The organism is Pseudomonas helleri (assembly GCF_001043025.1).
GTDB lineage: Bacteria > Pseudomonadota > Gammaproteobacteria > Pseudomonadales > Pseudomonadaceae > Aquipseudomonas > Aquipseudomonas helleri.
In genome coordinates this window covers 229,212-251,856 of record NZ_JYLD01000007.1, presented here as the reverse complement: position 1 = coordinate 251,856, position 22,645 = coordinate 229,212, and the positions used below count along the sequence as shown (strand labels likewise).

General features: G+C 59.6%; 21 protein-coding genes and 1 riboswitch. Of the genes, 5 read left to right on the top strand and 16 right to left on the bottom strand.

Going from position 1 to position 22,645, the window contains the following annotated elements; genetic code table 11:
• Positions 1 to 107: 107 nt before the first annotated feature.
• The 6 genes from TU84_RS13705 to cobO are packed head-to-tail and all read right to left on the bottom strand — an operon-like array spanning position 108 to position 6,040.
• Positions 108 to 1,559, bottom strand: coding sequence for a cobyric acid synthase (locus tag TU84_RS13705; RefSeq protein ID WP_048369762.1), 1,452 nt, complete (start codon positions 1,557 to 1,559; stop codon positions 108 to 110).
• Complete coding sequence (gene cobD / locus TU84_RS13700; RefSeq protein WP_048369761.1) at positions 1,556 to 2,560, bottom strand: threonine-phosphate decarboxylase CobD; 1,005 nt, start codon at positions 2,558 to 2,560, stop codon at positions 1,556 to 1,558. Before cobD ends, TU84_RS13705 begins: the two co-directional genes overlap by 4 nt.
• Positions 2,553 to 3,461 carry an adenosylcobinamide-phosphate synthase CbiB gene (cbiB, locus tag TU84_RS13695; protein ID WP_048369759.1) on the bottom strand — a complete coding sequence of 303 codons (909 nt, stop codon included), beginning with the start codon at positions 3,459 to 3,461 and terminating at the stop codon, positions 2,553 to 2,555. Before cbiB ends, cobD begins: the two co-directional genes overlap by 8 nt.
• Positions 3,458 to 4,108, bottom strand: coding sequence for a 5,6-dimethylbenzimidazole synthase (bluB, locus tag TU84_RS13690; protein WP_048369756.1), 651 nt, complete (start codon positions 4,106 to 4,108; stop codon positions 3,458 to 3,460). Before bluB ends, cbiB begins: the two co-directional genes overlap by 4 nt.
• The gene (locus TU84_RS13685) at positions 4,105 to 5,418 is read right to left on the bottom strand and encodes a cobyrinate a,c-diamide synthase (protein ID WP_048369754.1); all 1,314 of its coding nucleotides are present in this window, start codon (positions 5,416 to 5,418) and stop codon (positions 4,105 to 4,107) included. The genes bluB and TU84_RS13685 overlap by 4 nt, the downstream gene beginning before the upstream one ends.
• 10 nt (positions 5,419 to 5,428) lie before the next feature.
• Positions 5,429 to 6,040, bottom strand: a complete 612-nt coding sequence (cobO, locus tag TU84_RS13680) for a cob(I)yrinic acid a,c-diamide adenosyltransferase (RefSeq protein WP_048369752.1) — start codon at positions 6,038 to 6,040, stop codon at positions 5,429 to 5,431.
• An 82-nt stretch (positions 6,041 to 6,122) separates the two neighbouring features.
• Positions 6,123 to 6,369: riboswitch (cobalamin riboswitch) on the bottom strand.
• A 128-nt stretch (positions 6,370 to 6,497) separates the two neighbouring features.
• Here cobO and TU84_RS13675 point away from each other — a divergent pair.
• Complete coding sequence (locus TU84_RS13675) at positions 6,498 to 7,802, top strand: PQQ-dependent sugar dehydrogenase (RefSeq protein WP_048369750.1); 1,305 nt, start codon at positions 6,498 to 6,500, stop codon at positions 7,800 to 7,802.
• Positions 7,803 to 7,935: 133 nt separating this feature from the next.
• On the opposite strand, the gene TU84_RS13670 is transcribed toward TU84_RS13675, so the two are convergent.
• The 5 genes from TU84_RS13670 to TU84_RS13650 all read right to left on the bottom strand — a co-directional run bounded on the left by TU84_RS13670 (position 7,936) and on the right by TU84_RS13650 (position 12,551).
• Positions 7,936 to 8,475 (bottom strand): C40 family peptidase, encoded by a 540-nt coding sequence (locus tag TU84_RS13670; protein WP_048369748.1) that lies wholly within the window; start codon positions 8,473 to 8,475, stop codon positions 7,936 to 7,938.
• A gap of 144 nt (positions 8,476 to 8,619) precedes the next feature.
• The gene (locus TU84_RS13665; RefSeq protein WP_048369747.1) at positions 8,620 to 9,243 is read right to left on the bottom strand and encodes a C40 family peptidase; all 624 of its coding nucleotides are present in this window, start codon (positions 9,241 to 9,243) and stop codon (positions 8,620 to 8,622) included.
• A 266-nt stretch (positions 9,244 to 9,509) separates the two neighbouring features.
• Positions 9,510 to 10,214 (bottom strand): DnaA regulatory inactivator Hda, encoded by a 705-nt coding sequence (hda, locus tag TU84_RS13660; protein ID WP_048369745.1) that lies wholly within the window; start codon positions 10,212 to 10,214, stop codon positions 9,510 to 9,512.
• A gap of 228 nt (positions 10,215 to 10,442) precedes the next feature.
• A complete protein-coding gene (locus tag TU84_RS13655) occupies positions 10,443 to 11,516 on the bottom strand; it encodes an AI-2E family transporter (protein WP_048369743.1) in 1,074 nt (357 codons plus the stop codon).
• Between the two features lie 33 nt (positions 11,517 to 11,549).
• Positions 11,550 to 12,551: a DUF2066 domain-containing protein gene (locus tag TU84_RS13650; protein ID WP_048369741.1), complete on the bottom strand. Its 1,002-nt coding sequence runs from the start codon at positions 12,549 to 12,551 to the stop codon at positions 11,550 to 11,552.
• A 382-nt stretch (positions 12,552 to 12,933) separates the two neighbouring features.
• Between TU84_RS13650 and purM the strand changes: the two genes are divergently transcribed.
• The 4 genes from purM to TU84_RS13625 all read left to right on the top strand — a co-directional run bounded on the left by purM (position 12,934) and on the right by TU84_RS13625 (position 16,120).
• On the top strand, positions 12,934 to 13,992 hold the full coding sequence (gene purM, locus TU84_RS13645) for a phosphoribosylformylglycinamidine cyclo-ligase (protein WP_048369739.1): 1,059 nt from the start codon (positions 12,934 to 12,936) through the stop codon (positions 13,990 to 13,992).
• Entirely contained in the window at positions 13,992 to 14,642 is a 651-nt protein-coding gene (gene purN / locus TU84_RS13640; protein WP_048369738.1) for a phosphoribosylglycinamide formyltransferase, read from the top strand. The genes purM and purN overlap by 1 nt, the downstream gene beginning before the upstream one ends.
• 8 nt (positions 14,643 to 14,650) lie before the next feature.
• Positions 14,651 to 15,376, top strand: a complete 726-nt coding sequence (locus TU84_RS13635; protein ID WP_048369737.1) for a DUF3108 domain-containing protein — start codon at positions 14,651 to 14,653, stop codon at positions 15,374 to 15,376.
• 561 nt (positions 15,377 to 15,937) lie between these two features.
• Positions 15,938 to 16,120 carry a hypothetical protein gene (locus TU84_RS13625; protein ID WP_048369733.1) on the top strand — a complete coding sequence of 61 codons (183 nt, stop codon included), beginning with the start codon at positions 15,938 to 15,940 and terminating at the stop codon, positions 16,118 to 16,120.
• A 144-nt stretch (positions 16,121 to 16,264) separates the two neighbouring features.
• Here TU84_RS13625 and TU84_RS13620 read toward each other — a convergent pair whose 3' ends face one another.
• The 5 genes from TU84_RS13620 to cysM all read right to left on the bottom strand — a co-directional run bounded on the left by TU84_RS13620 (position 16,265) and on the right by cysM (position 22,389).
• Positions 16,265 to 16,810, bottom strand: a complete 546-nt coding sequence (locus tag TU84_RS13620) for a DUF2058 domain-containing protein (protein WP_048369732.1) — start codon at positions 16,808 to 16,810, stop codon at positions 16,265 to 16,267.
• 22 nt (positions 16,811 to 16,832) lie between these two features.
• On the bottom strand, positions 16,833 to 17,666 hold the full coding sequence (mazG, locus tag TU84_RS13615) for a nucleoside triphosphate pyrophosphohydrolase (RefSeq protein ID WP_048369730.1): 834 nt from the start codon (positions 17,664 to 17,666) through the stop codon (positions 16,833 to 16,835).
• Positions 17,667 to 17,759: 93 nt separating this feature from the next.
• Positions 17,760 to 20,015, bottom strand: a complete 2,256-nt coding sequence (gene relA / locus TU84_RS13610; protein ID WP_048369728.1) for a GTP diphosphokinase — start codon at positions 20,013 to 20,015, stop codon at positions 17,760 to 17,762.
• Positions 20,016 to 20,134: 119 nt separating this feature from the next.
• Complete coding sequence (gene rlmD / locus TU84_RS13605) at positions 20,135 to 21,487, bottom strand: 23S rRNA (uracil(1939)-C(5))-methyltransferase RlmD (RefSeq protein WP_048369726.1); 1,353 nt, start codon at positions 21,485 to 21,487, stop codon at positions 20,135 to 20,137.
• On the bottom strand, positions 21,487 to 22,389 hold the full coding sequence (gene cysM / locus TU84_RS13600; protein WP_048369724.1) for a cysteine synthase CysM: 903 nt from the start codon (positions 22,387 to 22,389) through the stop codon (positions 21,487 to 21,489). The genes rlmD and cysM overlap by 1 nt, the downstream gene beginning before the upstream one ends.
• Positions 22,390 to 22,645: the final 256 nt, after the last annotated feature.

Below are 22,645 nucleotides of genomic sequence, written 5' to 3'. Positions count from 1 at the left end.
TGATCTTGTGGGAGCGGGCTTGCTCGCGATGCAAGCGACGCGCTATTACTGGCAAACCAGGTCGATGCTATCGCGAGCAAGCCCGCTCCCACAGGATCCATAACGCATCAGATACCGCAAAGCTCGCGCAAGTACGCCGTGTCCAGGTGCTTCTCGACCAGATCGGCCAGCCGCTCGATGTCGCGCTCGCGCAGGGCGTGGTAGTCGACGTGCTGCACGTTCTGCAACCCGGCCCAGCGCAGCAACGCGCCGCAGGCCTCAGGCGACTCGAACAAGCCGTGCAGGTACGTGCCGAGAATATGCCCGTCAGCACTCTGCGCGCCGTCACAACGGCCGTCATCCAGACGCACCGCCGGTTGCTCCAGGGCTGCCCCCGTGGTGACACCGGCGTGAATTTCGTAGCCGTTGACCTCGGCGTCTTCCAGCAGCAAATGGCCGCGCACGTTGCGCAGCTGCTTCTCGGCGGCCAGTTCGGTGCTAAAACCCAACAGGCCCAAACCAGCGCTCGAACCGGGCGCCCCTTCCAGCCCCAACGGGTCATGCACCTGCTCCCCGAGCATCTGCAAACCACCGCAAATACCCAGCACCTTGCCGCCGTAGCGCAGGTGGCGATTGATCGCCGTTTCCCAGCCATTGGCGCGCAAATACGCCAGGTCACTGCGCACGCTTTTTGAACCCGGCAGGATGATCAAGTCAGCCGGCGGGATCGCTTGCCCCGGCCCGACAAACTGCAAATCCACTTGCGGGTGCAAGCGCAGCGGGTCAAAGTCGGTGTGGTTGCTGATGCGCGGCAATACCGGCACCACCACTTTGAGCACGTGCTCGACCTTGTCGGTCTGGCGCTGGTCGATGCCGTCTTCGGCCTCAAGGTGCAAATCCAGCACGTAGGGCAACACGCCAATCACCGGCTTGCCGGTGCGCTGTTCCAGCCAGTCGAGGCCCGGTTGCAGCAAGGCAATGTCACCGCGAAAACGGTTGATGATGAAGCCTTTGACCCGTGCCTGCTCCGTCTCGGAGAGCAACTCCAGGGTGCCAACCAAGTGCGCGAAAACGCCGCCCCGATTGATGTCGGCAATTAGCACCACCGGGCAATCCACCGCTTCGGCAAAGCCCATGTTGGCGATGTCACCGGCGCGCAAGTTGATCTCGGCCGGCGAGCCCGCGCCTTCAACCATGACCACCGGGTACGCGGCACTCAGCCGTTGATGCGAGGCCAGCACCGCTTGCATGGCGATGGCCTTGTAGTCGTGATACGCCACCGCGTTCATGGTAGTGACGGCGCAGCCATGGATGATCACTTGGGCGCCAGTGTCGCTGTTGGGCTTGAGCAACACCGGATTCATGTCGGTGTGCGGCGGCAAACCGGCGGCCTGCGCCTGTACGGCCTGGGCGCGGCCAATTTCGCCGCCTTCAGCGGTCACGGCACTGTTGAGCGCCATGTTCTGCGGTTTGAACGGCACCACGCGCACGCCCTCGCGGGTCAGCCAGCGGCACAACGCCGTTACCAGCGTGCTTTTGCCCGCATCGGAAGTGGTGCCCTGCACCATCAATGTGCTCATGAAACGTCCTTGGTTCGCGACTGGGTATAAGCCTGCAATGCCTCTTGCAGCTTCAACCAGTCGGCTTCATCGGCAGGCAGGCCAAAACGCACGCTGCTGTTGCTGGTAAACAGGCGCAGCAAAATCCCGCGCCGGGCCATAAAGTCGTAAAGCTGCTCGGCCTCTGGGGTGATCAGCCACTGGAACAAGGCGCAGCCGCCCTGCGGGAGCAAGTCATGCTGGCCCAGCAAGTGCTGCAAGCGGGCACTGGCCAACTCACTGCGCTCTCGCTGCCGGGCATGGCCTTGGGCGTCGAGCAGGCACGCCTGGCCGACAATCCGCGTCGGGCCGCTGACGGCCCACGGGCCGACTTGCTCTGCCAGCAGCTTGAGCAATTTAAGTTCCGCCAGCACAAAGCCCAACCGCACCCCGGCCAGGCCGAAAAACTTGCCGAACGAACGCAGCACAATCAATCCGCTGCGCCCGCTCTCTGCGGCCAGGCTCAACTCGGGGGTGTTGTCCATAAAGGCTTCGTCCACCACCAGCCAGCCGCCGCGCTGGGCCAGCCGTGCGTGCCAGTCGAGCAAACGCTCGGGGGGCAGGCTCAGGCCCGTGGGGTTGTTAGGGTTGACCACCACCAGCACATCGAGGGTGTCGAGGTAGGTGTCGACTTCCTGCTCCAGAACTTCACGCACGATGTAACCGCTGCGCCGCCACGACTCGGCATGCTCGGCGTAGCAAGGTGACAGCACGCCGACCTTGCCACTGCGGCGCAGACGCGGCAGCAACTGGATCGCGCATTGCGAACCCGGCACCGGCAATACGTGGGGGGCGCCGTAATACTCGCAGGCCGCCTGCTCAAGTCCGTCATCGGTTTCGGGCAAACGCGCCCAGGCCCGCTCGGGGATCGCCGGAATCGCAAAAGGCCAGGGCGCGAGGCCACTGGACAAGTCCAGCCATTGCGACTCGGCGATGCCGTAGTCGAGGGCCGCCTGACGCAAACGTCCACCATGCTCAAGCAAAGAACTCACTCCCCACGCACAAGATCAGTAACCACAGCCACACACCGCGCTGCACCAACTGCCAGCCACGGCCAATCGAATCGGCATCGGCGGGCACGCCTTCACCCAACTGCGGGCGCTCATGCACTTCACCGTGATAAATCGCTGCACCGCCCAACTCAACTCCCAGCGCACCGGCACCGGCCGCCATCACTGGCCCGGCATTGGGGCTGTCCCATTGCGGCGCCTGTTTGCGCCAGCAGGTCAACGCCAAGCGGGTTTTACCGAGCAAGGCGTAGGTCAGTGCCACCAGCCGTGCAGGAATGTAGTTAAGCAGGTCGTCGATGCGCGCGGCAGCCCAACCAAAACGCTCGAAGCGCTCGTTGCGATAACCCCACATCGCGTCCAGGGTGTTGCTCAAACGGTAGAGCACCACGCCCGGCGCACCGGCAACGGCAAACCAGAACAATGCCGCGAACACCGCATCACTGCCGTTTTCCAGGACCGACTCGGTGGCGGCCCGGGCCACTTCGGTTGCATCCAGTTCGCTGGTTTGACGGCTGACCAGATAACCAACCCGCGTACGCGCCTCGTCCAGGTCATTGGCGCGCAAGGCCTCGGCCACCGGCTGCACGTGCTCACCGAGGCTGCGCATGCCCAGCGCGCAGTACAGCGCCAGAATCTCCACCATCCAACCGATATACGGCAGCCACGACAAGGCCGTGGCCACAATCGTCAACGGCAACACCGCCAGTACCCAGGCGGTCACGCCATGGCTGCGCCAGCCACGGCCACCGGAATTGAAACGCTGTTCGATACGGTCAGCCATGCGGCCAAACGCAACCAGCGGATGCCAGCGTTTAGGCTCGCCGAGCAGCGCATCCAACGCCACACCGGCAACGCACAACAACGCCACACTCATGGCTTTACTCCCCAATAATTCTCGTACACCAACTCACTCAGCGGGCGCGCCTGCGCCCACCCTTCCAGCACCAGCATCGGCGCCGGATAAAACTGCTCGACCGGCCCCAGACACAACACCGCCAGCGGTTTGGCCCCGGCAGGCAGGCCCAGCAGATCGGCCAACGCCTGAGGCTCAAACAACGACACCCAGCCCATGCCCAGGCCTTCGACCCGCGCCGCCAGCCAGAGGTTTTGAATCGCACAGGACAGCGACGCCATGTCCATTTCCGGCAATGTCCGACGGCCAAAAATGTGCTTTTCACGGTCATCCATCAACGCGGCCACCAGCACTTCGGCGCAGTCATTAATGCCTTCGACCTTGAGTGTCATGAACTCGTCTGAGCGCTCGCCCAAAGCCTCAGCGGTGCGTACCCGCTCGGCTTCGACCACGGTTTGAATCTTGCCGCGCAGCTCACGGTCGGTGATGCGGATAAACCGCCACGGCTGCATCAGGCCCACGCTCGGCGCCTGATGCGCGGCTTCGAGCAAGCGGGCCAACAACTCGGGCGCCACTTCACCACCGCTGAAGTGGCGCATATCGCGGCGCTCAGCAATGGCGCGGTACACAGCGGCCTTTTCTTCAGGGCTAAATGCGTTGTCGCTCATGGCACCTTCACAGCGCACGGCGCGAACAACGCAGCAATGGCCTGGGGATTGGACGGAAAGTAAAAGTGCACATAAGACGCCGTCATACGCCCTTGGCGATACACCGCTTCGGCACCGCGCCCGCCATTGGGGCTCAGGCCCCGCGCAATGGGCTCAAGTTCGGTGCTGGTCAGCGAGTGATGATAAGTGTGACCCCGCAGCAGGCCTTCGGGCATTTCGACGGCTTGCAAGGCCAGCGCAGCCAGGCGCTTTTGCATCGTCGCTTCGCCCTTGAGCAAGCCCACCAGCGTTTCACGCTGGCCTTCAACATCGGTCAAGGCGTCAAGCAGATAAAGCATGCCGCCGCACTCGGCCAACAGCGGTTTGCCCGCGTGATGGTGGGCACGGATCGCTTCAAGCATCGAGGTATTGCGCGCAAGGGCCTGGTGATGGAGTTCCGGGTAACCACCGGGCAAATACACGCTGTCGGCCTGCGGCAGTTGGGTGTCGCGAATCGGCGAGAAAAACACCAGCTCAGCGCCCATGCCGCGCAGCAGTGCCAGGCTCGCGCCATAGGTAAAGGCAAACGCTTCATCGCGCGCCACGGCAATCCGCACACCGGCCAGCAACGGCTCAATGGCCACCGGCTCAGGCGCGGCGAATTCCACCGGCGGTGGCAGCGCTACCTCACAGGTGCTGGCCAAGGCATTGGCGGCGGCGTCCAGACGCATATCCAGATCGTTCAACTCGCTGGCTTGCACCAGACCCAAATGACGGCTGGGCAACTCGATCCCGGTTTCGCGAGACAACGCGCCGTACCAGCGCAAGCCTTCGGTCAGGCTGCCTTCCAGCAACTGCGCGTGGCGCACCGTGCCCACCCGGTTGGCCAATACCCCGGCAAACGGCAGGTCCGGCTGATAACGTGCCAGCCCCAGGGCCAACGCGCCAAACGTCTGGGCCATGGCCGTACCGTCAATCACGCCCAATACCGGCACGCCAAAATGGCGGGCCAAATCGGCGCTGGACGGCGTGCCGTCAAACAGGCCCATGACCCCTTCGATGAGGATAAGGTCCGATTCACCGGCCGCTTCCCAGAGCAAGCGCCGGCTTTCGTCGGCGCCGACCATCCACAAGTCGACCTGATACACCGGCGCACCGCTGGCGCGCTCGAGGATCATGGGGTCGAGAAAATCGGGGCCACATTTAAAGACCCGCACCTTGCGCCCCTGATTGCGGTGCAATCGGGCCAAGGCGGCGGTGACGGTGGTCTTGCCCTGACCGGAGGCCGGTGCGGCGATCAATACCGCCGGGCAATGACGCGACTCTCTCATGCTTCAACACTCACAATTCAATGCCTTTCTGGGCTTTGATACCGGCCTGGAAGGCATGTTTGATCACGCCCATTTCAGTCACGGTATCGGCCAGGTCAATCAGTTCAGGTTTAGCGCCGCGCCCGGTGACCAGCACATGCTGCATCGGCGGGCGAGCTTGCAGATCGCTCAGCACTTGCTCCAGGTCGAGATAGCCGTGCTTGAGCGCAATGTTCAATTCATCCAGCAACACCAGGCCAATGGCCGGGTCGCGCAGCATCTCGCGGGACACTTGCCAGGCGGCTTCGGCGGCGGCGATGTCACGCTGGCGGTCCTGAGTTTCCCAGGTAAAACCTTCGCCCATCACGTGATAGCGCACTTGTTCAGGGAAGCGACGGAAAAAAATCTCTTCGCCGGTGCTGTTACGCCCCTTGATGAACTGCACCACGCCGCACTGCATGCCGTGGCCCATGGCCCGGGCCAACATGCCGAAAGCCGAACTGCTCTTGCCTTTGCCGTTGCCGGTCAACACCAGCAGCAGGCCGCACTCATTGGGAGCGCTGGCAATGCGTTCGTCCATAATCGCTTTTTTGCGTTGCATGCGCGCCAGGTGACGTTCGTCGCGCTCGGGGGATTCATTCATGGCAGCTCTCCGTTGGGGCTAAAAAATGCAAACGGGAGGCGGGGGAATTCGTTAACAATCGACACACCTTCGCCCGCCGCAAGGGTGCTGGATGGATCAGGCCGGTCTCCGGGCTCATGAGTGGGCGTTCCTGAATAAGGAACAGCACCGGGCCACGCGCCTTCCCGTGTAATAAACACAGTGGCATTGAGCGTGATGTTGACTCATTTACCGTTGCGGGGGCAGCGCCGGGATCAAAGCGGTTGTGTGGGTCAAACGCGCCCTCACCGGCTTCCCTGTTTCACTCTGCCAACCTTGGGTTGCAGAGCACCTGAAACACGCCGCGAAGGTTAGAGGGTTGGGGGTGGAGCGTCAATTAAAGGTGCCGGGCTGCGCAGCAAACAAACCCGTCGGCCTGAACCTTTGAACGGCTACGCTTCTCTATGACTACACGCCCACTGTTTTCATGGAGATCCCTATGTTCAAGCGCCAGCACGCTGTTGTCATCGTTTTAGCGGCAGGGTTGGCCGCCTGCGGTGAAAGCTCGACCCTGCAAGTTACCGATGGCACAGGCCCCTCGCCTACTCTGCCGGCACCGAACAAAACGCTGATCCCCACCGTCAACATCGCCCCGGCGGTGGGCTGGGCGCAAGGCACCAAGCCAGTTGCCGCGCAAGGTTTGCAGGTGCAGGCATTTGCCGAAGGGCTCGACCACCCGCGCTGGCTCTATGTGTTGCCCAATGGCGATGTGCTGGTGGCCGAAAGCAACGCACCGGCCAAACCGGATGGCAGCCAGGGGCTGCGCGAGTGGATCGCCAGCAAGGTCATGGGCCGCGCCGGTGCGGGCGTGCCAAGCGCCAACCGCATCACTTTGTTGCGCGACACCAACCACGATGGCAAAGCAGACACCCGCACAGTGTTTCTAGAAAACCTGAACTCGCCCTTCGGCATGACCCTGGTGGGCAACGACCTGTACGTGGCGGATGCCGACAAGTTGCTGCGCTTCCCGTATCAACCGGGCGAAACCTCCATCAGCGCGCAACCGACCAAGGTCATTGATTTGCCAAGCGGCCTGAACCACCACTGGACGAAAAACGTCATCGCCAGCCCTGACGGTAAAAAACTCTACGTGAGTGTCGGCTCGAACAGTAACGTCGGCGAAAACGGCATGGACATCGAAGAAGGTCGCGCGGCGATCTGGGAAGTCGACCCGGCCACCGGTAGCCATCGCATTTTTGCCTCAGGGCTGCGTAACCCTAACGGCATGGACTGGGAACCCAAGACCGGCAAACTGTGGACCGCTGTGAACGAGCGTGACGAAATCGGCAGCGATTTAGTGCCCGACTACATCACCTCGGTGCAAGACGGCGGCTTCTATGGCTGGCCCTACAGCTACTTCGGGCAGCACGTCGACGTCCGGGTCAACCCGCAAAACGCCGAGCTGGTGGCCAAAGCCATTGCCCCGGATTATGCCGTCGGCCCGCACACCGCCTCGCTGGGCCTGGCCTTCGCGCAAAACAGCACACTGCCGAACTTCACCGACGGCGTATTTATCGGCCAGCATGGCTCATGGAACCGCAAACCGCACAGTGGCTACAAAGTGATCTTCGTTCCGTTTGCCGACGGCAAACCCAACGGCATGCCGATTGACGTGCTGACCGGCTTCCTCAACTCCGATGAAAAAGCCATGGGCCGCCCGGTGGGGGTCGTCATTGATAAACAGGGGGACTTGCTGGTGGCCGATGATGTCGGCAACAAAGTGTGGCGGGTGTCGGGGGAGTAAACCTTTAAACCCTGTCACGACAGATCTATGCACTTTTGGTAGGAGCTGCCGAAGGCTGCGATCTTTTGATCTCTAAAAACTAAAGATCGCAGCCTGCGGCAACTCCTACAGAGGCCTCATCAAATTAGAGAGATTAAGGCAACCGCGCCAAATGCTGCTCGGTTGGCAAGACGCGCTTGGCGTTCAGGTAGGCTTTTTGCCAATAGGCTTTGCTGAGGCTGTCCAGCTTGACCGTGCCGCCCGTGGCAGGCGCATGCACAAAGCGGCCTTCACCCACGTAGATGCCGGCATGGCTGACTTGGGTTCCACCATTGGTGGCGAAGAACAACAGGTCACCGGTTTGCAGTTGGTCTTTGCCGACATTCTGCCCGCGCATTACGATCATTTCGCGGGTGGTGCGCGGCAACGAAATACCCGCCATGTCGTTGTAGACGTACTTGATCAAGCCGCTGCAATCAAAACCTGAGTCCGGTGTATTACCGCCCCAGCGATACGGCGTGCCTACCAGGCCCAACGCACGAAACAGTACGTCTGCCGCCAACGGCGAACCATCATCGATCGGACTCGACGACACAACCGGTTTGACTTCAACGGGAGCAGGTGCAGGACGGTTTGCGCAGGCACTGAGCAGTGCGGCGAACGTGATGAGGGCAACGCGGGCCAGGGTCGACATAAACAGAACGTTCCTGATTCTGGATACGGCTACTGGGCCGCGAAACCCGAAGCCGCGACAGGGGATACCTTCGCGGCTTCAGGAATTTAACATTGCGACTGAATTCTAGCGCTTAGAAGCCAAACTTCAAGTAAGACTTTAACTTTACTTACGAGCCACTACGCTGGTTGGCGCCATGGCCAAAGCACGCTTGGCTTCAATAAAGGTCTTGTTCCAGTAGGTGTCGCCCAGGCTATCAATCCTTACACCACCGCTGCGGCGGCTGCTGGAGTGAATAAACTGGTCATCGCCCAGGTAAATGCCAGCGTGGCTGACACGTCCGCGACCGTTGGTGCTGAAGAACAGCAGGTCACCCGGTTTGAGGTTGTTTCGCGCGACCAACGGTGCATTTACGTTGATCATTTCGCGGGTGGAGCGCGGCAATTGCATGCCCGCTTCCTCTTTGAACAGATAGCCGATAAAGCCACTGCAATCGAAACCAGCTTCAGAGGTGCCGCCAAAACGGTAACGGGTACCGATCAAGGACATTCCGCGCTCAAGAATGCTGTCAGCCAGGGCCGGCAGTTCGTAAGGCTTGCTGTTTTCGGAAAATTGAGCCAGTTCTTTTTCAGTGGCCAGTTCTTCCTGATAAAGAGCGGAAGACTGCGACGAAGATGACTTTTGAACCTGTGAATCGACAACTTGCTGGGACACTGGCGAGTGAGCAGCGCAGCCGAAAAGCAGGGTAACGAGTGCGAGAGGCACGAGGGGTGCGAAGCGCTTTAGCATGGGCACGACCGTGGCTGTAGGAAAAGTTACCGCGACTATGCCCTCTATGATCCTCATTTGCAAATTCAATCGAATTAAATGTGACTTGGTCGATTTCACGTGACATCTAAGGTTTTACACCCCTGACAATCGATTTTGCGTAGACACACGTCTGACACGCAGGTTTTCTGGCGCCTGAATACTGCCAAAACCTTGTAGGAATGCGCTTTTACAGCAAAAGATCGCGAGGCGAGCTCGCTCCTGCAAAAAAAGGGGATGGCGGGGGTTTACCAGCCGAGGGTTTCTTTCAAGAAGGGAATGGTCAGCTTGCGTTGTGCCTGCAACGAGGCCTGATCGAGGCGCTCAAGCAATTCAAACAATGCGCTCATGCTGCGTGTACCGCGCGTGAGGATGAAATGCCCGACTTCGTCGGTCAGGTGCAGGCCACGGCGCGAGGCGCGTAACTGCAAGGCACGCAGTTTGTCTTCATCAGACAAGGGGCGCATTTGAAAAATCAGCGCCAGGGTGAGGCGTGATTTAAGGTCGGCCAGCTTGATCGGCAATTCACGCGGCGAGGCCGAGGCGGCGATCAGCAAGCGACGCCCGCTGTCACGCAGGCGATTGAACAGGTGAAACAGCGCTTCTTCCCAATCAGCCCGACCGGCCACGGCCTGCAGGTCGTCCAGACACACCAGCTCGTATTGCTCAAGGTTGTCGAGGATCTCGATACCGCGATCCAGCAACTCCGCCAATGGCAAATACACCGCTGGCTCGCCCAGTTGCTCGAAACGCAAGCATGCGGCCTGCAACAAATGCGTGCGCCCTACCCCGTGTTTGCCCCACAGATAAATCAGGCTTTCTGTCCACCCGGCGTCGGCTTCGCACAGACGTTCGACGTAGCCGAGTGCAGCGGCATTGGCGCCTGGATAGTAATTGATGAAGGTAGCGTCATCTCGCAGACGCACACCTAGGGGCAGCTGAATCGGTTTCATGCTGACTGAACAGTTCAAACGAACCGTTAGTGGCCTCTGTGTAAAGTTTGCAAAGTTTATACCCGTGTAGCCGGGCGCACAATGTAACAGACCACGAGCAAAATCAAAGGTTTGCGTTAACGCATTGGATTGAATCAAGTTTTTCTGACAGACAAGCTCACGCCCGGTCATTAAAAAAGGCCGGTTCATCGCCACATGAACCGGCCTCTCATTCAATCGCTCACCCGCCTACAACTCAGGTTCTTCATCACCTTTGTAGGCCTGCGAATGTTTGTACAAATCGTGCATATGGCGCACCAGCACCATGATCACGGCCGCGACCGGCAAGGCCAGCAGTACGCCGGTAAAGCCGAACAACTCGCCGCCCGCCAGAATCGCAAAGATCACCGCCACAGGGTGCAGGCCGATGCGGTCACCCACCAACAGCGGGGTCAACACCATGCCTTCCAGCGCCTGCCCGACCATAAACACCGCGACAATCCCCAGCATCGGGTACAGGTCACCGCCAAACTGGAACAGGCCCGCAATCAACGCGGCGCCGATGCCGATGATAAAGCCCATGTACGGCACGATAGCCGCCAAACCAGCCATCAAACCGATCAACAGCCCCAGCTCCAGGCCCAGCAGCATCAAGCCAGCCGAATAGATGATGCCCAAAGCGACCATCACCAATAGCTGCCCACGAACGAAAGCGCCGAGTACGTCGTGACATTCCTTGGCCAGCGACACGATCCGCTCTTCGCGATCGCGCGGCAGCAGGCCACGAATCTTGGACAGCAACACATCCCAGTCACGCAACAAGTAAAAGGCCACCACTGGAATCAGCACCAGATTCGCCAAAAAGCCAAACAGCGCCAGGCTTGAAGCGGTCGCCTGTGACAGCACTACCCCGGCGATATCCCCGGCCTGCCCCATGTGCTCGGTAATGGTGGCTTTGATCTTGTTGAAGTTCCAGAAGCCATCACCCAGCCCGAACCGGGTTTGCACCCACGGCAAGGCGGTATTCTGCAACCAGTCCAGTACCTGTGGCGCCAACTGGTAAAGCTTCACCAACTGCTTGGCCAGCATCGGCACCAGCACCACCAGCAACGTCACCAGAATGACCGTGAACAGGGTAAAGACCGTGATCGTGCCCCAGGTTCTGGACAGGCCGATTTTTTCGAGGCGATCAACCACCGGGTCGAACATGTAAGCAAGAACGATCGCAATCAGAAAAGGCGTCAGTATCGCGTGCAAGAAATACACGAATAGCACCGCGGCCAGCGCTACACCCCACCAAACCCACCGTCGCGAATCCCGCATAAATGCCTGTCCTTATATATAGAAGAGAAAAAACTACCAGCTAAAGCGCAACTGCGCCGCCTGAGGTGTAGCCGACGCCTGATCTGCAGGCACTTCATGCATTTGCGCCAACGCCAACTGCGAACGCAGCTGCTCTGCACTGCCGTTGACCTGATAGACGATACGGTTGCCGTCGACGCTCACCAATTGGCCACCAAACGGTTCAAGCAAGCGACTCAACTGAGCATAGCGCTCCAGGGTCATGCCCTGTACTTCAAGTAACTGATCGGTCGACACGCCCGGCTTGACGGCGTAGCGCGGAGCCAGACGCTGGCTGACTTGCAGCATTACGTCATCCGCCAGTGCCGCCTGATCAGCGCCGGTTGCACTGCCTTGCTCTTGTTGATCGCCGATCCACAGGCGCCATTTGGCCTGCCACTGGCCGCTGTCTTCGTGGGCATGCACGGCCAGCAGCGCGTCTGCGCCGTAACGCTCGGACGCCTCTTTCAGCGGCGCCGGATTAGAGCCTTCAAGATTTTCAGCGGTGCCCACCAATTGCTCGCTCAAGTCAGCCAGCGGCAAGCGCAGTGGCAAACCACGGTGTTGGGCGGCGCGGCGCAATGGTTCGGCAACGGATTGACCGTCACCCACCAGGCTGGAGCCGTCTACAGAATCGTTCAGCCACCAACCCAGCAAGGCCGGGCGGTTGCTGCCCCACAGTGACAAACCGGCCTGGCGCAAGGCGCGGTCCGTGCTCACCGGGTCGAAATCCACTTGCAGGGATTCAGGCGGGCCTGCGTCATAGCCGTACTGGCTGATGATTTGCTGAGGGTCTTTGCGAATAGGCTCCAGCGCAGGGTTCTGCACCGCCTTGGCGTCGCCCGTCAGGCGCAACACCAGAGTTTCCAGGGCTTTTTGCGTGGCTTGCGCGCGCTCATCAGGCGACTGACTGGTGACCGGCTCACGCACTTGATACAGGCCCGTCAGGATTTCGGCATGACTCGCCAGGCTGAAAAAAGACAAACAGCCCACAGCTATTAATTGATGAAAACGCATGAAAGATTCCCAACGGCAAAAAAGGGCATTAAAAGGCCGTATAAACACACTCGATAACACCTCAGACAGGCGCGCAGCCAAATCATTCAGGTGCAACTCGCAGATTTCACACGGTCATAAAAAATCAGAATTTAGCGGATATACCTTATACAGCGTCGCGCCAAGCAGCCAGTACGACTAAAAAAGGTTTTTTTCGACAGATATAACCCTGCCTGTCGGCCCGAGGATGGCCGCTGCCCTTCAAGCCTGATAAAATCGCGCGCCTTCGCAGACCGGCGACAGCCGGGCACTCTGCAAATGCTCTGTTTCAAACCCTGAGCACTTGCAAGCAGGCCCGCTGAGATCGGTCGATACCCCCGAATCCCCCCTAAAGGCCTGGATTATGAGCAAGCAACCCTCCCTGAGCTACAAGGACGCCGGTGTAGACATCGACGCCGGTGAAGCATTGGTCGAACGCATCAAGAGCGTAGCCAAGCGCACTGCGCGCCCTGAAGTGATGGGCGGCCTCGGCGGTTTTGGCGCCCTCTGCGAAATCCCGGCCGGTTACAAGCAACCCGTTCTGGTTTCCGGCACCGACGGTGTGGGCACCAAGCTGCGTCTGGCGCTGAACCTGAACAAGCACGACAGCATCGGCATCGACCTGGTCGCCATGTGCGTTAACGACCTGATCGTGTGCGGCGCAGAGCCTCTGTTCTTCCTCGACTACTACGCCACCGGCAAGCTCAACGTAGACACCGCAGCCCAAGTGGTTACCGGTATCGGCGCTGGCTGCGAATTGTCCGGTTGCTCGCTGGTAGGCGGCGAAACCGCAGAAATGCCTGGTATGTACGAAGGCGAAGACTACGACCTGGCCGGCTTCTGTGTTGGCGTGGTCGAGAAAGCCGAGATCATCGACGGCTCCAAAGTGGCCACCGGTGACGCCCTGCTCGCCCTGCCATCTTCGGGCCCGCACTCCAACGGTTACTCGCTGATCCGCAAGATCATCGAAGTGTCCGGTGCCGACATCGAAAACACCCAGCTCGACGGCCAGCCGCTGACCGACCTGCTGATGGCGCCGACCCGTATCTACGTCAAGCCGTTGCTCAAGCTGATCAAGGACACCGGCGTAGTTAAAGCCATGGCCCACATCACCGGTGGCGGCCTGCTCGACAACATCCCGCGCGTGCTGCCAAAAGGTGCTCAAGCGGTGGTTGACGTGGCCAGCTGGCAGCGCCCTGCAGTCTTCAACTGGCTGCAAGAAAAAGGCAACGTGAACGAAACCGAAATGCACCGCGTGCTGAACTGCGGCGTAGGCATGGTGATCTGCGTGGCTCAGGCTGACGTTGACACCGCGCTGAACGTACTGCGTGAAGCGGGCGAGCAACCTTGGGTGATCGGCCACATCGCCACGGCCGCCGAAGGCGCGCCGCAAGTTGAGCTGCAAAACCTCAAGGCGCACTAATGCCCGATACCTGTGATGTAGTGGTGCTGCTTTCCGGCACCGGCAGCAACTTGCAAGCCTTGATCGACAGCTGTGCGATCAAGGACAGCCCGGCCAGAATCCGCGCGGTGATCTCCAACCGCGCAGACGCCTACGGCCTGCAACGCGCCAAAGACGCGGGTATCGACACCCGCGTACTGGATCACACAGCATTCGAGGGCCGCGAGGCCTTCGATGCTGCACTGATCGAAGTCATTGATACGTTCAACCCGCAACTGGTCGTTCTGGCCGGATTCATGCGCATCCTCAGCGCAGGCTTCGTGCGTCACTATCAGGGCCGTCTGCTCAACATCCACCCTTCCCTGCTGCCCAAATACAAAGGCCTGCACACGCATCAGCGTGCGCTGCAAGCCGGTGACAGCGAGCATGGCTGCAGCGTGCACTTTGTCACCGAGGAACTCGATGGCGGGCCTCTGGTCGTACAAGCAATCATTGCGGTAGAGTCCGATGACTCGCCGCACAGTCTGGCGCAACGGGTTCACGCCCAGGAGCACCGGATTTACCCGCTTGCAGTGCGCTGGTTTGCCGAAGGTCGCTTGTCACTTGACGAGCAAGGCGCATTATTAGACGGTCAATTACTCGCGGCCAGCGGCCACTTGATACGAACCTAGGAGACATTATGCGTCGTGCCCTGCTCCTCGCCTTGAGCCTGCTGGCTGTCCCAGCAGTGCAAGCGGCTGAACCTCATCCTTTCCAGGCCAGCTACACGGCCGACTGGAAACAGTTACCCATGAGCGGTTCTGCCGAGCGCAGTCTGGTCAAGAATGACAACGGCACCTGGACCTTGAACTTCAAGGCCTCGATGATGATCGCCAGCCTGTCGGAATCCAGCACCTTCGCGTTCAAGAACGACAGCCTGATCCCTCAGTCCTACCGTTTCGAACGTGGCGGCCTGGGCAAAGCCAAGAACATAAACCTGGACTTTGACTGGACCACCAACATGGTCACCGGCACGTTCAACAAAGACCCGGTCAAGGTGACATTGCTCAGCGGCATGCTCGACAAGTCGACTTACCAGTTGGCGTTGCAGCGCGATGTCGTGGCGGGCAAAAAGAGCATGAGCTACCAGGTCGTTGACGAAGATGGCGTAGACACCTACGACTTTCGCGTCATAGGCCCGGAAGTGGTCGAAACCAAGGCGGGCAAGGTAGACGCCATCAAGGTTGAGCGCGTACGCGACCCGACACTGGACCAGAACCAGAACAAGCGCATCACCGAAATGTGGTTCGCCAAGAGCTGGGACGGTTTGCTGGTCAAACTGCGCCAGGTTGAAAAAGACGGCAAGGAATACAACATCATGCTGCAAGACGGCACGGTGGACGGCAAAGCCGTCAAGGGCAGCTGAGGCGCGACATGCCTTAAGCAGCACGCTTCAAGAAAACCTCGCTCCGGCGAGGTTTTTTCGTTTCTGAGTCCGCGCAACAAACAGGCAACTGTAGTCGCTGACGAGGTACGAAGGCTGCGAACGGCTACGTGCAGCCGTAAATCCATCCACCTCGGGATTCTTGGGTACATATCCATTGCTGCAGCAACGGATATGTACATAAAAGCCTCTCTAATCAAGAGCAACCCTCACCCTAGCCCTCTCCCGAAGGAGAGGGAACCGATTGAGGGATGCTGAAGATACTCGCGGTCCTGTTTGCTGTGCGACAGCGCGGCGTCGTAGACGGGGCAGCAACGCCTACAGGGGATTGGAGTGATTCGCAGGACCTTGAACATGAAACTTTTGTCATAAAACTATTGGCAAAACCCGTAAACACCGCGTCGTACAAGGGCTGCAGCGTTTTGCGCTTTTTTCCAAGATGACAGAGCGACAATTAGCTATTTACTTAGGAAGCTAACAAATTCTATAAAGAAGTCCTGCGACGTCTTGCCGCAGGTCCTTATCAGAATTTGGAGCAAGCAGATGACTATCACAGTAACTGAACGCGACGATTCACGTATGTTCCACCAGCTTGTAGCCCATGGCGTACACCTATGGGATGTTCATCAGGAAAACATCTTGGTTGGCATGTTTCACCGCGAGAGCGACGCTCATAACTACAAAGCAGAGCTGGAAAAGCTTGAAGCGCAGAAACTCAAAGCCTGAACCACGGCAACGACAGTCTTGAAAAACACAAACCCCGCCGAAGCGGGGTTTGTTTATTACCTTGTAGGAGCGAGCTTGCCTCGCGATCTTTTGATCTTTAAAAAGATCGCGAGGCAAGCTCGCTCCTACAGTCTGTTTAACTTTTTACCACATCAGATCGTCAGGGATCTGGTACGCCGCGTACGGATCATCTTCTTCCGGCGTTTTCGACTCGACCAGCACGTTCAACTGAACGATACGGCGCGGGTCGCGCTCCTGGATCTTCAACGCCGCCTCACGCGGGATCACTTCGTAGCCGCCCTGGTGCTGCACAATCGCCAATGAGCCATTGGCCAGCTTGTTGCGCATCAAGGTGTTGACCGACAGGCGCTTGACCTTCTTGTCATCCACAAAGTTGTAGTAGTCCTCGGTGTTCAGCTTGGGCAGGCGCGACACTTCGATCAATTGCTTGATCTGCGCAGCGCGGGCTTTTTGCTCGGCCTTTTCTTGCTGCTGACGATTGAGCTCTTGATCACGCTTGATCTTCTCGGCCTTGGCTTCAGCCGCCAGGCGCTGCTGCGTGTCATCCAGCTCGATCTGGCCTTTATGGGCCAGACGCTGCTGCTTTTGCTTTTCTTTACCGGCCTGCTTGGCCTGCTTCTCGTTGACCAATCCGGCTTTGAGCAACTGGTCGCGTAGGGAAATGCTCATTGTCTTACTCACTTAGGCAAACTCAGCCGCAGCTGGGCAAATTCTTTTCCTGGCGCTTGGCTTCACCCCACAGGGCGTCCAGGTCTTCAAGGGTGCAATCTTCAATGGGACGCAGGGTATCGCGCAATGCCTGCTCGATAAACCGGAAACGTCGGTCAAATTTGGCATTTGCACCGCGCAAGGCGGTTTCCGGGTCAACTTTTAGATGCCGCGCCAGGTTCACCACCGAAAACAGCAAGTCGCCCACCTCATCGTGGATCGCCGCCGAGTCGTTATCCGCCATGGCCTCCAGCACTTCGTCCAGCTCTTCACGCACCTTATCCAGCACCGGCAAGGCGCCGGGCCAGTCAAAGCCGACCTGAGCCGCACGCTTTTGCAACTTGGCCGCACGGGACAACGCAGGCAGCGCCACCGGCACATCATCGAGCAACGACAACTGCTGCGGCGCCGCAGATTTTTCTGCGCGCTCTTCGGCCTTGATTTCGTCCCAACGCTCCTTGACCTGCGCTTCGCTCAAGCGCGGCACGTCCAGCGGCGCGTACAGGTCGCCGGTGGGGAACACATGGGGATGGCGGCGGATCAATTTGCGGGTAATGCTGTCGATCACCCCGGCAAACTCAAAGCGCCCCTCTTCACGGGCCAACTGGCTGTAATACACCACCTGGAACAGCAAATCGCCCAATTCGCCCTGCAAGTGCTCAAAGTCGCTGCGCTCAATGGCATCGGCCACTTCGTAAGCTTCTTCGAGGGTATAAGGCACGATCGTCGCGTAAGTTTGTTTGATATCCCACGGGCAGCCGAACTGCGGGTCGCGCAGGCGGGCCATGAGATTTAGCAAGTCGTCGAGGGTGTACATCATTAATCCTTGTGCAGAACGATGTAGGAGCCAACTGCCTCGCGATCTTTTAAAGGTCAAAAGATCGCGAGGCAAGCTCGCTCCTACAAGAGATCAACGCGGTTCGCTACGTCCGATACGACGGGTTTCGATGATGTTCGGCAGTTGCGAAATACGCCCCAGCAAACGCCCTAATGCATCCAGCCCCGGAATCTCGATGGTCAGGGACATCAACGCGGTGTTGTCCTCTTTGTTCGAGCGGGTGTTGACCGCCAGTACGTTGATGCGTTCGTTCAGCAGCACTTGCGACACATCGCGCAGCAGGCCCGAACGGTCGTAGGCACGGATTTCGATATCGACCGGGTACGTCGACACCGGGATCGGCCCCCAACTGACCTGGATGATCCGCTCCGGCTCACGGCCGCCTAATTGCAGCACCGAGGCGCAGTCCTGACGGTGAATGCTCACGCCACGCCCCTGAGTGATGTAACCGACAATCGCATCGCCCGGCAGCGGCTGGCAGCAACCCGCCATTTGGGTCAGCAGGTTGCCCACGCCTTCGATCTGGATATCGCCGCGTTTGCCCGGTTTGTAGCCTTGGGCTTTGCGCGGAATCAGCTCGATCTGTTCGCTGCCGCGTTCCGGCTCGACCAGTTGCTGCGCCAGATTAATGAGCTGGGCCAGACGCAAATCGCCCGCCCCCAGCGCCGCGAACATGTCCTCGGCGGTTTTCATGTTGGCTTTGTCGGCGAGCTTTTCGTAGTCCACCGCAGGCAAGCCCAGGCGGCCCAGCTCACGCTCAAGCAAGGTTTTACCGGCCGCGACGTTTTGATCACGGGCCTGCAATTTAAACCAGTGAACAATCTTCGCCCGCGCCCGCGAGGTGGTCACGTACCCCAGGTTGGAGTTCAGCCAGTCACGGCTCGGCGTGCCGTGCTTGCTGGTGATGATCTCGACTTGCTCACCGGTTTGCAGGCTGTAGTTGAGCGGCACAATGCGCCCGTTGATCTTGGCGCCTCGGCAGTTATGGCCGATTTCGGTGTGCACCCGGTAGGCGAAGTCCAGCGGCGTCGCGCCCTTGGGCAGGTCGATGGCATGCCCGTCGGGCGTAAAGATGTACACCCGATCCGGCTCGATATCGACCCGCAACTGATCGGCCAGACCGCCGATGTCGCCCAGTTCTTCGTGCCATTCCAGCACCTGGCGCAACCACGAGATTTTCTCTTCGTACTGGTTGGACCCGGCCTTGACGTCGGTGCCCTTGTAACGCCAGTGCGCACACACCCCCAGCTCCGCCTCTTCGTGCATGGCGTGGGTGCGAATCTGCACTTCCAGCACCTTGCCCTCAGGCCCGATCACCGCCGTGTGCAGCGAGCGGTAGCCGTTCTCTTTAGGGTTGGCGATGTAGTCGTCGAATTCTTTGGGGATATGCCGCCACAAGGTGTGGACGATGCCCAGCGCGGTGTAGCAATCGCGCATTTCCGGCACCAGCACCCGCACAGCGCGCACGTCATAGATCTGGCTGAAAGCCAGACCCTTGCGCTGCATTTTGCGCCAGATCGAATAGATGTGTTTGGCCCGGCCGCTGATGTCGGCGTCAACCACCCCGGTGGCCTCAAGCTCGGTGCGCAACTGGTTCATCACATCGCTGATAAAGCGTTCGCGATCCAGCCGGCGCTCGTGCAGCAAGGTGGCAATTTGTTTGTACTGCTCAGGCTCCAGGTAGCGGAAGGACAAGTCCTCCAGCTCCCACTTGATGTGGCCGATACCCAGGCGGTGCGCCAGCGGCGCGTAAATATCGAAGACCTCGCGGGCAACGCGGATGCGCTTCTCGTCCGAGGCACTTTTGACTTCGCGGATGGCGCAGGTACGTTCGGCCAGCTTGATGAGTGCAACGCGCACGTCATCAACCATCGCCACAAGCATTTTGCGCAGGTTTTCGACCTGTCCCTGAGAGCCCATCACCATGGATTGGCGGGGGCTGAGGCTGGCGCTGATCGCGGCCATGCGCAGCACGCCATCAATCAGCTTGGCGACCACCGGGCCGAAGCGCTGGCTGACCGCAGGCAGTTGAATCTGCCCTTCGCGTACGCCGCGATACAAGATCGCCGCGACCAGCGAGTCTTGATCGAGCTTGAGATCGGCGAGGATTTCAGCAATTTCCAACCCGGTTCGAAAGCTCGACGCGCCTTCAGTCCACAGGTTTTTTGCTGCATTGGCTTGCTGTTCCGCCTCACGTGCGTACTCACACGCTTCTTTCAAGGCTTCACGGTCCAGCGCCACATCGACACTCACCGCATGATCAAGCCATGCCTCGAGGTTGAGACTGCCGTCAGTGTTGATCGGCTGGTGTGCTCTGACCTGTACCATCTTGCTTACCTTCCCTACGGCGCAGGTTTGATGCGCCGATATACCGACCCGAATCCCAACCCCATGCTCCAGGGTTTAGTGGCATGGGATTGCGGGCCCGTCGAAATAGACAGACCATCCTAGTCTGCTTCAAATAACGCCATCGCCTCGACATGCGCGGTTTGCGGGAACATATCGAGGATTCCGGCACGTTTTAACCGATACCCCTGTTTCATCAACTCAACCGTGTCGCGAGCCAGCGTAGCCGGGTTGCACGACACATAGACCAAACGTTTGGCCCCCAGCCCCGACAGCTTGCGCACCACCTCAAAGGCCCCGTCACGCGGCGGGTCAAGGAGGACAGCGGCAAAGCCCTGCGAGGCCCATGTTGCATCCACCAAGGGCTGCGACAGGTCGGCCTGAAAAAACGCTGCATTATGCAGCTTGTTACTGACCGCGTTTTGCGCGGCACGTTCGACCATCGTCGTAACGCCCTCGACGGCCACCACTTCGCGTACCTGACGCGCCAGGGGTAATGCGAAATTACCCAGCCCACAGAACAAGTCAAGAACCCGTTCGTCAGCCTGCGGCGCCAGCCAGTCCAGCGCTTGCGCAACCATGGCTTCGTTGACCCCGGCGTTGACCTGAACAAAGTCACCCGGCCGGTAGGCCAGTTCCAGGTCCCACTGCTGTAAACGGTAGCCCAAGGTCTGCGTCAAATCGACCGGTTGCGGCTCGCCATCGCCATGTAGCCACAACTGGGCATGATGGGTGGCGCAAAAATTCTGTAAAACCTGCACGTCGGCTGCGCTGAGCGGCGCCATATGGCGCAGCAACACGGCATTCGCCGAACCGCTGAACAACTCGACATGCCCCAGGGCTTTCGGATTGCTCAATTGGCGCAGCATGGCTGGCAGCCCGCTCATGATAGGTTGCAAAGCCTGTACCAGCACCAAACAGTGGTCGATGGCGACGATGTCCTGACTGCCTGCCGCCCGAAAGCCGACGTCCAGCCGCTTGGCCCTTGCGTCCCAGCGCACCGCGATGCGGGCCCGGCGGCGGTAGCCAAATTCTGGCCCGGTCAACGGCGCTGCCCATTCGTCGGGCTCAACACCAGCCACGCGGGTCAGTTGCTCGGCGAGCATGCGCTGTTTCAGTGCAAGCTGCTCTTCGTGGGGCAGATGTTGCACGCTGCACCCACCGCACTTGCCGGCCAACTTGCACGGCGCCTCGCGACGGCTGGCGCTGGCGGTGAAGACCCGCTCAGTGCGCGCCTCGACCACTTTGCCGTGTGCCCCCAGCACCCGAGCTTCGACTTCTTCACCAGCCAAAGCCCCCGAGACAAACCAGGTGCGCCCTTCGATAAAGGCAATACCACGGCCGTCGTTGGCCAGGCGCTCGATACTTAAACGCTGTTTTTTACCCGTAGGCACTTGCGGGGCCTTGGTGCCGCCAGCGGGCTGGAAGCGCAGGCCTCTCTCTTGCTTAGCCATCAGTTGGGCGCATCGTAAAGGCCAGTCGACAGGTAACGGTCGCCACGGTCGCAGATGATGCCGACAATCACGGCGTTTTCGACTTCTTGCGACAGGCGCAGCATGGCAGCTACCGCACCACCTGAAGACACGCCGCAGAAGATGCCTTCTTCGCGGGCCAGACGACGCATCACGTCTTCGGCTTCGCGCTGGGCCATGTCGACAATCCGGTCAACCCGTTCGGCTTGATAGATTTTGGGCAGGTATTCGGTCGGCCAGCGGCGAATGCCCGGAATGGCCGCGCCTTCCATCGGCTGCAAACCGACGATCTGCACGTTAGGGTTCTGCTCTTTGAGGTAGCGCGAAACACCCATGATGGTGCCCGTGGTGCCCATCGAACTGACGAAATGGGTGATCGTGCCTTGGGTCTGACGCCAGATCTCAGGGCCCGTGCTGGTGTAGTGCGCCTCAGGGTTGTCACCGTTGGCGAACTGGTCGAGGACCTTGCCACGGCCTTCGGCCTGCAGCTTGTCGGCGAGGTCGCGAGCCCCTTCCATGCCCTCTTCCTGGCTGACCAGAATCAGCTCGGCGCCGTAGGCGGTCATCCCGGCCTTACGCTCGGCACTGGAGTTGTCCGGCATGATCAGGATCATCTTGTAACCCTTGATCGCTGCGGCCATGGCCAGGGCAATCCCGGTATTGCCCGAGGTGGCCTCGATCAAGGTATCGCCGGGCTGGATCTGCCCACGCGTTTCGGCGCGGGTGATCATCGACAGCGCAGGACGGTCCTTGACCGAGCCCGCCGGGTTATTCCCTTCGAGCTTGAGCAATAAAGTATTGGTGGTGTTGCCAGCCAGGCGCTGCAAGCGCACCAGCGGCGTGTTACCGATGCAATCGGCGATAGTTGGGTACTGCAAGGTCATGGCGTATTCGCAATCCAGACTGCGGGGTCGCACATCATACCGACAAACACCGACAGCCCATATCACGCAAAGTGCAAAGCTTATGGCTAAAGGCTATAAGCCGAAGGAATACCATTTGTAGGAGCGAGCTTGCTCGCGATCTTTCGACGCAGCCTTCGTGCCTCGTCAGCGACTACAGAGGTACGCGATACAACTGTAGGAGCGAGCTTGCCTCGCGATCTTTTGATCGTGAAAAGATCGCGAGACAAGCTCGCTC